This is a genomic window from Paenibacillus marchantiae (genome assembly GCF_028771845.1).
In the GTDB taxonomy this organism is placed as follows: Bacteria; Bacillota; Bacilli; order Paenibacillales; family Paenibacillaceae; genus Paenibacillus; species Paenibacillus marchantiae.
In genome coordinates this window covers 5,338,355-5,351,299 of record NZ_CP118270.1, presented here as the reverse complement: position 1 = coordinate 5,351,299, position 12,945 = coordinate 5,338,355, and the positions used below count along the sequence as shown (strand labels likewise).

General features: G+C 45.0%; 12 protein-coding genes. 8 read left to right on the top strand and 4 right to left on the bottom strand.

What is annotated here, in order from left to right; all coding sequences use genetic code 11:
- Window positions 1-304: 304 nt before the first annotated feature.
- Window positions 305-1,183, bottom strand: coding sequence for an aminoglycoside phosphotransferase family protein (locus PTQ21_RS23970; protein WP_274567408.1), 879 nt, complete (start codon window positions 1,181-1,183; stop codon window positions 305-307).
- Between the two features lie 349 nt (window positions 1,184-1,532).
- On the opposite strand from PTQ21_RS23970, the gene PTQ21_RS23965 reads away from it, so the two are divergent.
- Genes PTQ21_RS23965 through PTQ21_RS23930 form a run of 8 tightly spaced genes read left to right on the top strand, consistent with a single transcriptional unit; the run spans window position 1,533 to window position 9,183 of the window.
- The gene (locus PTQ21_RS23965) at window positions 1,533-1,808 is read left to right on the top strand and encodes an acyl carrier protein (RefSeq protein ID WP_064637210.1); all 276 of its coding nucleotides are present in this window, start codon (window positions 1,533-1,535) and stop codon (window positions 1,806-1,808) included.
- Window positions 1,795-3,186, top strand: coding sequence for a hypothetical protein (locus PTQ21_RS23960; RefSeq protein WP_274567407.1), 1,392 nt, complete (start codon window positions 1,795-1,797; stop codon window positions 3,184-3,186). The genes PTQ21_RS23965 and PTQ21_RS23960 overlap by 14 nt, the downstream gene beginning before the upstream one ends.
- A 22-nt stretch (window positions 3,187-3,208) precedes the next feature.
- The gene (locus tag PTQ21_RS23955) at window positions 3,209-4,315 is read left to right on the top strand and encodes a glycosyltransferase family protein (RefSeq protein WP_274567406.1); all 1,107 of its coding nucleotides are present in this window, start codon (window positions 3,209-3,211) and stop codon (window positions 4,313-4,315) included.
- Window positions 4,287-5,462, top strand: a complete 1,176-nt coding sequence (locus PTQ21_RS23950) for a radical SAM protein (protein WP_063562798.1) — start codon at window positions 4,287-4,289, stop codon at window positions 5,460-5,462. Before PTQ21_RS23955 ends, PTQ21_RS23950 begins: the two co-directional genes overlap by 29 nt.
- 59 nt (window positions 5,463-5,521) lie before the next feature.
- The gene (locus tag PTQ21_RS23945; RefSeq protein ID WP_072733265.1) at window positions 5,522-6,505 is read left to right on the top strand and encodes an ABC transporter ATP-binding protein; all 984 of its coding nucleotides are present in this window, start codon (window positions 5,522-5,524) and stop codon (window positions 6,503-6,505) included.
- Window positions 6,502-7,311 (top strand): ABC transporter permease, encoded by an 810-nt coding sequence (locus PTQ21_RS23940; protein WP_079693901.1) that lies wholly within the window; start codon window positions 6,502-6,504, stop codon window positions 7,309-7,311. Before PTQ21_RS23945 ends, PTQ21_RS23940 begins: the two co-directional genes overlap by 4 nt.
- A 12-nt stretch (window positions 7,312-7,323) precedes the next feature.
- Complete coding sequence (locus PTQ21_RS23935) at window positions 7,324-8,127, top strand: ABC transporter permease (RefSeq protein ID WP_274567405.1); 804 nt, start codon at window positions 7,324-7,326, stop codon at window positions 8,125-8,127.
- A 12-nt stretch (window positions 8,128-8,139) separates the two neighbouring features.
- Window positions 8,140-9,183: a hypothetical protein gene (locus tag PTQ21_RS23930; RefSeq protein ID WP_274567404.1), complete on the top strand. Its 1,044-nt coding sequence runs from the start codon at window positions 8,140-8,142 to the stop codon at window positions 9,181-9,183.
- An 87-nt stretch (window positions 9,184-9,270) separates the two neighbouring features.
- Here PTQ21_RS23930 and nrdF read toward each other — a convergent pair whose 3' ends face one another.
- The 3 genes from nrdF to nrdI are packed head-to-tail and all read right to left on the bottom strand — an operon-like array spanning window position 9,271 to window position 12,706.
- Window positions 9,271-10,233: a class 1b ribonucleoside-diphosphate reductase subunit beta gene (gene nrdF / locus PTQ21_RS23925; RefSeq protein WP_063562793.1), complete on the bottom strand. Its 963-nt coding sequence runs from the start codon at window positions 10,231-10,233 to the stop codon at window positions 9,271-9,273.
- A gap of 42 nt (window positions 10,234-10,275) precedes the next feature.
- On the bottom strand, window positions 10,276-12,360 hold the full coding sequence (nrdE, locus tag PTQ21_RS23920; protein ID WP_274567403.1) for a class 1b ribonucleoside-diphosphate reductase subunit alpha: 2,085 nt from the start codon (window positions 12,358-12,360) through the stop codon (window positions 10,276-10,278).
- Window positions 12,347-12,706, bottom strand: a complete 360-nt coding sequence (nrdI, locus tag PTQ21_RS23915; RefSeq protein WP_274567401.1) for a class Ib ribonucleoside-diphosphate reductase assembly flavoprotein NrdI — start codon at window positions 12,704-12,706, stop codon at window positions 12,347-12,349. Before nrdI ends, nrdE begins: the two co-directional genes overlap by 14 nt.
- Window positions 12,707-12,945 lie beyond the last annotated feature (239 nt).

Sequence of the window (12,945 nt, the reverse complement as noted above, 5' to 3'; positions counted from 1 at the left end):
CACCTGCACCTGTCTTCGTACACTATATTATTATTTCAACATATGAAAAATTCACAATAGAAAAATCAATTTACGCTCCCCTGTACATACCTGCATCTCCATTACACCATCTCACCAGCTCGTTATAACGAACTTCCTTATCCTCGGCTTCATGTCAACACTGATTTGCAATTAATATTGCCAGATGATTTCGAGGATAAATGGCATGGCTAAAATAAAATGCAAAACAAATCTACGGATAAGCAGAAAGAAATCCCTACGCGAGGCTGTGCGCCCTGCATAGGGTTTTGGTTGGCTCATATGTTTAGAGCGATTTATAGTCACGAATAATGACATTTATGACATGCTTTCCCCAATTCGAGGCTTCCGAGCCTGGTTCATTCCAATGGTAGGAGATGAGTGCTTTCCACAAAGCCCAGCCACGGGCACGATTAACCGTATCTTGGTCAACATTCATGGAGCTTAAGAATATATCACGACTTACATCATCAAAAAAGTTCCATGCCATCACAAGATCACTAGAAGGATCGCCCGCGCCCATAGTTCCAAAATCAATGACTCCGCATAGTCGTCCATCTTGCACGAGCAGATTACCTACCGCAACATCACCATGGAGCCATAACGGTGCCGCTTGATATTTCGTTGCCAGGGCAAGCTCCCATATTTCAGTCATAAGCTTTGGATCGTATTCGCCGGATACCTTTCCAATGACAGTCCTTGTATCTGTATCGTAAACCGCTAAGTTCCCGCCGCGATGAAAATTTTGAATGCCTGCGGGTATGCCGTAACTAGCATCAATGGCTTCGAGTTCTCTCAGAAATTTAGCGAGGTCTTCTGCAAAAACGCTTAGGTCGATTACGTTGGTATGCGTGACGGTCTCGCCTGCGATCCATTGGTTGATCGACCAGGGAAGGGGATAGTCGTCCGAAGGTTCACCTTTTGCAATGGGAGCTGGAATGGGCAAGGACAGAAGAGGCTTGAAAACTGGAAGCCACGTCAGTTCTTTTTCTACAGCAGAGGCGTAACGTTCATGACTGGGTAAACGAATTGTCATTTCGTCTCCCAATCGATAGGTGCGGTTATCGTGCCCGCTTTTTTCTACGGGTGTTATCGTTAAGCCTCTCCATTTCGGAAATTGACTATCGACTAATTGACGAACCAGTTCAATCGTAATTTCAATCATGTTCTCGCCTCATTTTCTATTAAATGGATGGGTTCTAACGTTAGTACATAAATTTTAACAATTTGTCTTGATCTTATCAAAGGGAGAAAATCGTCTAAAACGAAATGAGGAGGGCAGACCCGGGAAAACCCTTATATTTAGCGATTTTTTAGTTGGTAGAAGCCCTGTTATGAGTAGAATATCATAGGTTTTTATCCCTTGACATAAAATGTCATTATAAAGATAATAATTGTAACTTTGGAAGAGGGAGGAGAAATCAAAACCGAATTTAGGTTTGATTTGAATGCATATGTAAGCGTAATAATTTCGGTTGTACCTCACACAATGTTCACTTTAAAGGAGTGTAGTCATGTACGATAAAATTGTAGATATTTTGTGCGCTATCAAAGAAGACCAACCGGAACTACGCCAATCCCTATCCCCAGCAACGGAACTGAATAACGATATTGGTCTCGATTCTCTGCAAATGATCCAGTTTATGCTCAAAGTCGAGGATCAGTTAAACGTAATCATTGACTATGACGAATTCGATTACGAGCATCTCCAATCGATCGACACATTTATAACCTTTCTGAAAAGCTGCCAGTCTCAAGAGCAATCATTGTACGAAGATGTCCAGAAGTGAGGCCGGGGTAATTCCAACGATCGTTATGGGGACGTTTGATCCCGAAACGCGGTGGAGGGATCCGGACTTATCCAAGCTACCTGCTATGCCTGATAAGGACAGGGAATCCATTGTCCTGTGTATGGACGAGCTGTTATTTCCATTTTGTGGGCCTAATGATATCCTCTACACCCGCTGCAAAATTGATCCAAAGCTGTACGAGTATCTGAACGGGTTAGGTTTTTCCTTTCATAGCCGTTACCACTTTGATTTGAACGATGAACAGAGTTCCTTACCCGAACCGGACGTTTTTAAGCAGTGCATGTTCAGTCTTGCTTCAGACGATCAACAGCGTGAAGCGATGTTGACCCACAACGTAAAACAGCTCTCTCCTTATGCCATTACGGCTGATACGGAGGAGTACCTGCGTGCCGAAGGGTCGTTGGGGTCTTTGCCCAACCTTGAGACGGTTAAGTATGTAAATTCCAAATTTTACTCCAACCGACTGCTGACCAGGATCGGGGAAGAGTGTTATGGCACAGAAGTGAACAATGTAGTAGAAGTACAGGCTGTCGGAAATACGTTACTGAAGAGAGGGGCGTATTTGCTGAAAGATCCATTCGGTGTTTCCGGCAAGGGCAATATGCTCATTGAAAATGAAGCCATGCAGCGAAGGATAGCAGAGCATCTGGATAAGCAGGAGAGAAGAGGATTGCGCTCGCAATTCCTGTTGGAACCACTGCTGAGAAAAGAGATCGATTTCAGCTCACATTGGTTCATTCATAAGAGCGGTGAGAGGGATTTCCTTTCGGTTCAGCGTATGCTGAATCAGCAGCAGAATTACGGCGGGTCTATTAGAGCAGATGAGGCTTTGCTCCTTCTGCTGGAGCACGCAGGTTATTTTGACACGATGGAAAAGGCACTTCGGGTATTATTCGAGGATGGATACCACGGCTTCGTGTGTTTCGACTCCATGATTTTGGAGGGCGGCGATATCGTACCCATTGTCGAGATTAACGCACGCAAGTCCATGGGTCTCATTAATGCATATCTCGATAAAGGCTGGGAAACGTACGGCCATAGCGGCCTGCTTACCTTTCTGTCTCTCGGTCTACCTGAAGGCTTTACGTTTGGAAGTTTGCTGGACGCTTTGCATGTATCCGGTCTTCTATTCAAAGGGCAAGGTGAGTACGGAATTATGCCTATTTCATCTAACACCGTAATGGTGAATGATATTCTGACCTCTCGGCTTATATCCGAGGGAATCCAGAGCCATCGGGGTATGCCGAAGGGACGATTGTATATCTCGGTCGTGGGCCGTGATGACGAACATCGTAATGAACTGATCATAAGTCTGAGGCAGGTACTCGCTGACTTGTCCATTAAAGTGTACAACTAATTCTGGAATGCGGAGGCTGCGCATGAATTCATCTTCGGTTACCCTGCTTGCGTCGGGCAATTCGCTTGGTGCATACATTCCGGCTATGCATCTAAACACGTACCTGCAAGATAGAGGTGTTAGAACGGACGTTCACGTTCTGGAGAACCTGTATCATGAAGAAATCAGGTGCAAGATTAATTCCACCAAAAAAGCATTTCATGCCGATTTCTCCGTTGCCCTTATGGGGCATAAACTGGCCAAGCCTGTAGACTCTTCCCTGAATGAAGCGGAAGTCCAGTTCCTGTTGGACTCCTGGATACGTGATGGGGTATCTCATTTTGCTGTGTTTACCGGTTTTTGGCTTCCGATCCTGGAGAGGTACAAAGCCATTGCGCACACGCCTTTGGATATTCAACTGATCCGCTTGGACGTGTGCGATACGCCATCGTTTAAGGTACACAAGTCCTTGTATCCGGACTACGAGAACGTTTGGCTTTACGAGCCTTCAAGGTTGTCTCCAGACTTCTATATTGCCTCAGATGAAAAGGAGCTCCTGGCTTATGCACAGCGTGACAGGCGCATTCTGATCCATGGCGGCGGCTGGGGGATAGGAACATACGCGTCAACGATTGCAGAGCTTCGTCAATTTGGTTACCTGCTGGATGTGATCGTCTACGATCCTTCCGAGGTGGAGGAGGACGATGGGAGCACACGCTACTTCGGAACAGAGGTTTCATGGAATCCGTGGAGTCGGGATGCCCAGGGGCGGCATTCGTTTCCACCAATGAACCGATATGTTCGTGAAGAGGGCATTCTTCGGGAAATTCCGCTCCGTGATTACTCTGCTTACACGGATCTGATGCGAAATTGCGCTGCCATTATCAGCAAGCCCGGAGGAGCGACACTGAACGATTCGTTGTCCTACGGAATACCTTTTGTCATGTTAGAGCCGTTTGGTGACCATGAGCTTCAGAATTCAAAGTATTGGGAATCCTGTGGTTTCGGTATCCGATTTGCGGAATGGAAAGCCCTAGATTACTCGGAACAACATCTCGAAGAAATGTACGAACGTTTACTGGAGCAGCGATCAAAAATCAATCATTTGGGGAGGAAAACGCATGCAGCCGAAAACAGCAGTTACGTTTGATAAGCTGACATTTCAAAATATGAAAAGAACCCTCGTTCCACTCGCGGAAACGGGAAGGAAACGCCGGGAGGACCCGACGTATGCCGCACCCGTGCCTTATGAGATCGGAATCAAGCTTAATAACGGCTGTAACCTGCGCTGCAAGCATTGCTTTGAATGGAATCCAGATGGCTTCCATCACGGCTTTGCCAGTGAAGTGAAGAGAGACGAAATCGAGATTCCCGTCGTGGAGAAACTGCTCGCCGAAACGAGAGAACGCAAATCACGTGTGTTCCTGTGGGGCGGAGAACCGCTATTTTACTCTAAGTTCGATGAACTGGCAGAACTGCTGGCTAAGGAAGACCGGCATACGACCATTTGCACAAACGCGATTCTCATTGAACAAAAGCTGGATTCCATTTTGAAAATGTCTAAAAATTTAGTCATGCTGGTCAGCCTGGAAGGATTCGAGAAGGAGAATGACGCGATTCGGGGTAAAGGCACTTTCAAAAAAGTGATTCACGCCATACAGCTGCTGTTGGATCTGCAAAAGCAGGGCTTGTACAAAGGCAAAGTGTCCGTAGCCCTGACAGTAAATGACCAGATGGTCGATCAGCTGTATAGCTTGATGGAATTCTTTGAAGAGCTGGGCGTTGATTCCGTGTACTTCTGCTTCCCATGGTACATCCCTTCCGATACGGCGGAAAAAATGGACACCTACTTTGATGCGCACTTTCCGCACCTTGCCTCCCGCTTTGCGAGTGACCACAAGAATAGCTGGCACTCTTTCACGTTTCACATCTCACCTGACCGTTTTGACACATTAATCGAGGAATTTAAACGAGTTAATTCACGAGTGTGGAATGTACGTATCCGCTATCAGCCTGCGCTGGAGCCCGAAGAGGTAGAAGGTTTTATTCGAGGTAGCGAAAAGCCAGCCATGAATCGGACCAAGTGTTTCTCGATCTCGAACCGGATGGACGTGATGCCAGACGGTAAGGTCAATCCATGCAAATTTTTTCCGGAATTCAGTGTCGGTAATTTATACGAAGAAAGTGTGGCCGATATTTTCCACGGTGAGGATCTGCGAAAACAACGCGAGATTCTGGCCTGCGGTCTGACACCGATTTGCTCCAAATGCGTGCTTCTGTATAACAATGGAGTTTAATCGCTTTAACTTTAAGCTGCCAATAAGGGAAAACATGCAATCATTCAGGAGGAGCGGGGATGGACTTTATCCGTGTACGGGAACTGCACAAATCGTTCGTATATTACCGGAAAGAAGCAGGACTCAAACATTCACTGAAAAACTTATTTGCTCGCAAATCACTTGTGAAGGAAGCGGTTAAATCCGTTTCCTTCGATATCGGCCCTGGAGAGTGCGTTGGATTTCTGGGTCCGAACGGAGCAGGTAAAACCACAACGCTCAAAATGTTGTCGGGCATTCTATATCCCACAAGTGGAGAAGCCGACGTACTTGGTTATGTACCTTGGGAGCGAAAAAATGAATTCAAACGGCTGTTCTCCATTGTAATGGGTCAGAAAAATCAACTTTGGTGGGACCTTCCTGCCAGCGATTCGATTTATTTGAACAAATGTATATATGACGTCGAGGATGATCTCTATCGTCGAAGTCTTGCCGAACTATCAGAGATGCTTGATGTGCAAGACTTGCTGGATGTACAGGTTCGCAGGCTGTCCTTGGGTGAACGTATGAAAATGGAGCTAATCGCAGCTCTGATCCACCGACCAAAGCTGCTGTATCTTGACGAGCCAACGATCGGCCTGGATTTCCCCTCTCAGAAGAGGGTGCGGGAATTTCTGAAATACTATAATGAGCAGTTTGGCGCCACGATCCTGCTGACGAGCCACTACATGAAGGACGTGGAGGACCTGTGCAAGCGGACAATCATTATTAACGAAGGAAGTCTTCTGTATGACGGAGATCTTCATAAGATTAATGATCTGTTTGGCGAGCACAAAATTGTAAAGTTGCAGTTCTCGGAACCGGTTGCCGAGCAGCGGCTGGCCAAATTCGGAAAAATGATCAGCGCAGACGACTACAGCGTTGTTCTGGAACTGCCCAAACACCGTCTAAAAGAAGTGTCGCGTGCTATGCTCGATTCGTTTCCAATCGTTGACTGGACGATTGAGGATGTGCCGATCGAGGAGAGTATATCGATGCTCTACCAAAAGGAATCCGTCGGATGAATGGACGCAAATTGTATACGGCTGTATTTTCGATGGGTGTGCAGCAATCGATGGAATACCGATTTCACTTCTTTCTCGGTCTTCTCGGAGCCGCGTTTCCGATTCTTGTCCAGTATTTTATATGGACAGCGGTGTACCAACATTCCGGCGAAACGGCGCTATTCTCGTATTCATATAATCAAATTATTTTGTATACGATCTTGGCGGGCTTGGTTTCCAAGCTGATCGCTACCCAGTTCGAGCACCAGATTGTCGATGACATCAAGAACGGCGGTCTCAACAAGTATTTGATCAAACCGGTTAGTTACTTCGGATATCGGCTAGTATCCTTTTTCGGACAGAAGGCGATCTATTACGGCGTTACAGCTGTGCTGCTTGTCGGGATTATCTGGATATCATCTGCCGGTGGTGTGCTTGAGTTCCAGGTCATACGGCTAATCTTGTTCGTCGTTACGTTGTCGGGGGCGCTATTGCTCAATTTCTTGATCTCTTATTGCATCTGTGCAAGTGCTTTTTATCTAAATGAAATCTCTTATTTTTTCGTCATTACGAGTCTGCTCGTGAATATTCTGAGCGGAGGTATGTTTCCGTTGGAGATTTTCGGGGATTCGATAGTGGAGGCACTTCAGTACACGCCGTTTCCGTATACCATTTATTTTCCGGTCAATGTGCTCAGTGGCAAAACGGAAGTGGCGGCGATGTATCAAGGATTGCTCATCCAGATGGGGTGGATACTCCTGTTCTTATGGCTATCCCGTCTAACGTGGCGCATATCCATGAAGAAATATTCAGCGGTTGGGGGGTAGCGGAGATTCCATATGTTTAGAGCCACGAGAAAATACGCACATTTGTATGGCATGTTCATCAAAAATTGTCTCATTGCCCAGATGGAGTTTCGAGGCAATTTCATGATGAGCCTGCTGGTGGAATCCGTCTACTTGCTCGCCAAACTGTTATATGTGCTCGTCGTGTTCCGCACCGATCTTCACGTCGACGGCATACCGCCCGAAGGGCTGCTACTATTTATAGGCATGCACACCGTGGTGACAGGTATGTATGTCGGGCTGTTTTTCACCAATTTCACGAAAATTCCCGAATATATTAAGGACGGCTCACTTGATCTAATGTTAACGAAGCCGGTTTCTCTTCAATTCATGGCTTCCTTGCGTTATGTCGATCTGGCGCTGCCAATCCCTGATATTTTAGTTGGTTTCGTCATGATTGGCATTGGCTGGCATGCGATGGACATACCCCTGACGTTTCTCCAGCTAGCCGGGTTTATGCTGCTGTTATTCGTGTCCGTTATCATCACATACTGTCTAATGATTATCCCTGCATTGCTGTCATTTCGGTTCGTTCAGACGGGTTCTGCATCGGAGATCGCCCATTCCGCCTGGGATGCCAACAATTTTCCAATGGCAATATACCCAACTTGGGTCCGGCGGATCGGTACCTTTGTCATTCCGCTGTTCCTGATTACCAATTTCGGGCCGATGTTCCTGCTAGGACAGCTCAGCTGGCTCTATACAGGACTGGCGTTGGTCGCTTCGCTTATACTCTTCACAGTTATACGATTGCTCTGGAAACAGGCTGTAAAGGGATATAGTAGTGCAAGCAGTTAAGGGGGAGAAAGAATGAATGCTGTTCAGCTGCCCGTGTCAAATCCGCCGCTTAAAGGATTTCTGAGGTGGGCTTACACGCTTTCGATTACCAGTGCACATGAGGAAACGATTCCTTGGTATTACAGCAACTTCATTCAGTTGTCCTGCAAGAAAACCTTTCTGGAGGATGGCAGACAGTTTTATATCGATTTTTTTCGGGGCAAACCCAACGAACTGAATTTCAATAATCCATTTCTACTCACATGCTCTGTGAATTATACGATTCTGGAGCATTTGGCGCTGGACGCCTGGCCCCAATTTTTCGCGGATCAGATTCGCAACGGCTATTATTGTGTCGTGTTTTTGGACGAAGCGAAGCTACCGCCAGCGGCGGCCTATCAGCAGGAACCGTTTCCTCATCATCTTTTTCTGTACGGTTTCGATTGGGACAATCGTTTTTTTGATGCTTCCATGTTCGACCATACGGGAGTTTACCGCAATGTACAGATTCCATTCACGGAATTCCTGGATGCTGTCCATTCCATGAGACATCTGCTCAGAGAGGGGCTCACCGCGGATCATCACACTTATTTTTACAAATACGAGCCGCATTCTCCTTATCCTTTCGATAGAATCGTAGCACTCGACCAACTGCATGATTACCTGAACGGAGAGACTCATCTGAATCGCATTAATTACATTCCTGATGACGAACAGGCTTTCGGAATTGACGTCTACGACTATTTGCAAATGTACTATGATGCGGTAGAAAGCAACGATCCTCGTCTCGGTGACCGTAACGATGTGAGGCATCTTCATGTGCTCTGGGAGCACAAAAAAATGATGAGTGAACGGATTGCCTATTTGATCGATGAGGGGATAATCCCTTACGACGAAGAACTTGTGAATGGTTATCAGGATATAACTACCAGGGCAATGAAGCTAAGGGATCAATACATCCGTCATGAAATGCGTGAAGACAAGGCTGTGTTTGCGAAGGTAAGACTCCGGTTGGAGCAATTCCGCAAGGAAGAGCCTGTTCTGCTGCAAAGACTGATTTCATTGCTCGAAAAGTGAATAAAGAAGGCCGTTCCTCTGGGAGGAACAGCCTTCTTTATTTATATTCATAGGTTATACGTTAGCCCTATTATAATTTTTTATCAATTATTCAAACTTGAAATCATCATCCGTCAGAGGTTCTACATTCAGAGTACGAATATAACCGTTTCCTTTTTTAGAGAAAAAGTCATGCTGTTTGGTATGTGTACTGATTCCATTTAACACAATCGGGTTAACTTCCTCGTCTTCAAATAATGGCTCAAAACCGAGGTTCATCATGGCTTTGTTAGCATTATAACGAAGGAAGGTTTCCACTTCTTCGCTCAAATGAATAGGTGTATATAATTCCTCCGTATATTGCAGCTCATTTTGATGAAGAAGCTGTACTAGATCAACCAAACCTTGATACACATCGTTCCGCTGCGTTTCATCAAAGCTCGCGTATATTTCCTGGGCCAATACCCCCACATATACACCGTGAATACTTTCATCCCGCAGAATCAGATCAATGATCTCACCACTGCATGTGAGTTTGCCTTGTCCAGCTAAATAGAGTGGATAGAAAAATCCGCTGTAAAACAAATAACTTTCCAAAAGAACGGAGGCCGCCATCGCCATATACAGATCTTTTGAAGTTTCAATGTTCATGTAATACTGACGTATAACCGTCGCTTTGGTTTGCAGATATGGATTTTCTTCCACCCATTTAAATACACTGTCAATTTCTTCGGTTGATGCCAATGTGGTAAAAATACTACTGTATGATTTCGCATGAATTTGTTCCATCATCGCCATAAAACTAAGTACGGCTTTGCGTTGCAGTCCATCGACATGCTCCATAATCTGCGGCATACCTACACCGCCCTGGATCGTATCCAGAAGGGTTAAGCCTCCCAAAACTTTCATATAAGCGTCTTTTTCTATATCACTGAGCATGCCCCAGGTCATTTTATCATCGGATAAAGGAATCTCGTCATCGGTCCAAAATTGCATAATATTCTGATTCCAGAACATCAGTGTGAAATCATCATCCGCCCGATTCCAGTTCACAGCTTGAATTGCCGGCATGGTATATCATACTCCAATCGTAATACCCTAAAGGGAAATTATTTATATTGAACAAGCAATGCATTCTTCCATCGTCAGCTTGTTGGTTCTTGTATAATACAGAGATTTCAACCCTTTATGAGCAGCATACAGGTAGCAGCGAGCCAACTCCCGCGTGGATACATCACTGTTTACATGAAGAATGGTTGAGATGCCTTGGTCCACATGCGGCTGAATCTCCGCAATCAAATCAATTACCTTGAATTGATCCATTTGATACGCTGACTTGTAATAGAAGACATTATCCTTTTGCAAATAGGGCATCGGATAATACGTGGTTGAATTGGCATAGGTCCGTGTCTCAATTTGTTCCACGATGGGCATTACACTGGATGTTGCGTTTTGGATATAAGAGATGCTGGCCGTTGGAGCAATAGCCATGCGATAGGCATGATAGAGACCATTTGTCATCACTTTAGACTTAAGCAGGTTCCAATCTTCAGGAGACGGAACAGCAATTCCGTTGAACAATACTTGTACTTTCGATGTGGTGGGACGGTAATCCGTAGTCACATAACGATCAAAATATACCCCAGTCGCATAGTCCGATTGCTCGAATCCATAGAACCGTTGACCCGTTTGCTCTGCAAACTCCATACTTTTCTCCAGAGAATGATAATTCATGGTCATAAAGAAGGTACGTACAAAATCCTTGGCCTCCGAGCTCTCATAAGCAATCCTGTTTTTGGCTAAGTAACCGTGCAGATTCATGGCACCCAAGCCAACGGAATGCATTTCGGAATTGGCTTTTGCCACACCGGGAGCATTGGCTACATGTGTCATGTCGCTGACGGAGGTTAGTGCGATCATTCCCTCATGAACGGATTCCTTGATCTTGCCACTCTCCATAACATTAACAATATTGAGGGAGGCCAGGTTGCAGCTGATATCTTTGCGAATAATATCCGGTTGACCATAGTCTGTAATTTCAGAAGTTTCTTGGAGCTGGAAGATCTCTGTGCAAAGGTTCGACATTTTGACTTGTCCTACGTTTTTCAAGGCATGTGCTTGATTGGCATTGGTTTTATTAATGATGTAGGGATAACCGGATTCAAGTTGAGTCATCGCTATTTTGGTCAGCATATCCCGTGCGCTGAGCGATTTTTTCTTCTTCACGCGGTCGTCAGCCAGCAAGGTATCATACATCACGTCCAGATCCATATCATCCAAATGTGTTCCATACGCCTTGTAGACACTATAAGGTGCGAAGAGGTACAGGGGCTCATTATCTTGAGCCAGCTTATAGAAACGATTAGGGACAATAAGTCCGATAGAGAGAGTTTTCAGCCGGATTTTCTCATCCGCATTAATCTTTTTGCTATCCAGCAGTTCCATAACGTCCCAACCGAAAATATTATAGTATGCTGCACCAGACCCCTTACGTTGACCCATCTGATCAGCGTAGGAGAAGCCGTCTTCCATCAGCTTGAGAACAGGCGTGATGCCTTTAGCAGCACCTTCAACCCCTTTAATGACTTCACCACGAGCACGCAACTTCGACAGGTTGACAGCCACTCCACCACCGATTTTGGATAACTGCATACAAGTGTTTAGTACATAGTTTATGGAGTTCAGTGAATCATCCATTTCAAGCAGGAAGCAAGAAACCAGTTCACCGCGCCGACTTTTTCCCGCATTTAGAAAAGTAGGGGTTGCCGGTTGAAGACGCTGTTCCATCATAGAACGAGACAGCAAACAAGCCGTATCAAAGTGTCCTTGACCCAGATGAAGTGCTACGGCTGCTACTCGATCCGCATATTGCTCAAGGTATGTTTTGCGGTCATATGTTCTCAATGCATAATCAGTATAGAATTTAGAAGCTGCCATATAGGAAGGAAAGTTATATTGATAGCCACGCGTAATTTCAAATACGGTTCTAACTTGGTCAGCTGTATAGGAAGCATAGAAATCCTCGTAATAATCATGATCAATCATGAATTTGACTTGATCATCAATGTTGGCAAATGCCATACTTTTATCTTTGATTTCTCTCATAAACTCCTCTACAGCCTCTTTATCCTTATGTAACTGGAAGAAGCCATCAGAGTCGCGCTTTAGCAGCATGTTATTTAATTCAATATGACGCAATGCGGCTCACCTCCTGTTCAAAATACTCCACATCTCTCTTGGAGCCCGATAATTCAAATTTACTAATAACCGGGACGTTATAAGATGCAGATATCAAATCTGCACTTTTGGCAAAACGCTCACCCCAGTTACGGTTACCGCTGGCGGCCACGCCAATCAGGTATGCAGAGTTTTTTTGCAAAAAAGAAGACACCTTATCAGGTATCTGTCCAAAACCTGTTGTATATGTCACAAGTACGTACGGTTCATCAATCGTCATTTGATTCTGAACCTGAACAGCCGGCAGTTGAAGCTTGGAAATAAACCTCTTAACATTCCCGGTTATAGAATCATACACAATTAGCACTATCATATCCTCCTTGACAAATGAAAGGTGATCAAAAACAAACACTATATATAGATCTATTTCTTAATTTTATATCAATATATAGCTTTGTCAAATGCTTATCGGTATCAATTTTGTGAAAAACCGGATGAATGGGCTCTATTACTAGGTTTAAAAAATTTGTGGCTTAGTAGATATCCATATTCGAAGACACGATATTTGGTGCATGAGAGAATTATGATTGACATTGAGAATTGTTA

Excerpts from the sequence above, each read along its gene's own strand:
- PTQ21_RS23945 (WP_072733265.1), top strand. The coding sequence starts at position 5,522 with ATGGACTTTATCCGTGTACGGGAACTGCACAAATCGTTCGTATATTAC.
- PTQ21_RS23935 (WP_274567405.1), top strand. The coding sequence starts at position 7,324 with ATGTTTAGAGCCACGAGAAAATACGCACATTTGTATGGCATGTTCATC.
- PTQ21_RS23965 (WP_064637210.1), top strand. The coding sequence starts at position 1,533 with ATGTACGATAAAATTGTAGATATTTTGTGCGCTATCAAAGAAGACCAA.
- nrdF (WP_063562793.1), bottom strand. The coding sequence starts at position 10,233 with ATGCCGGCAATTCAAGCTGTGAACTGGAATCGGGCGGATGATGATTTC.
- PTQ21_RS23970 (WP_274567408.1), bottom strand. The coding sequence starts at position 1,183 with ATGATTGAAATTACGATTGAACTGGTTCGTCAATTAGTCGATAGTCAA.
- PTQ21_RS23955 (WP_274567406.1), top strand. The coding sequence starts at position 3,209 with ATGAATTCATCTTCGGTTACCCTGCTTGCGTCGGGCAATTCGCTTGGT.
- PTQ21_RS23940 (WP_079693901.1), top strand. The coding sequence starts at position 6,502 with ATGAATGGACGCAAATTGTATACGGCTGTATTTTCGATGGGTGTGCAG.
- PTQ21_RS23960 (WP_274567407.1), top strand. The coding sequence starts at position 1,795 with ATGTCCAGAAGTGAGGCCGGGGTAATTCCAACGATCGTTATGGGGACG.
- PTQ21_RS23950 (WP_063562798.1), top strand. The coding sequence starts at position 4,287 with ATGCAGCCGAAAACAGCAGTTACGTTTGATAAGCTGACATTTCAAAAT.
- PTQ21_RS23930 (WP_274567404.1), top strand. The coding sequence starts at position 8,140 with ATGAATGCTGTTCAGCTGCCCGTGTCAAATCCGCCGCTTAAAGGATTT.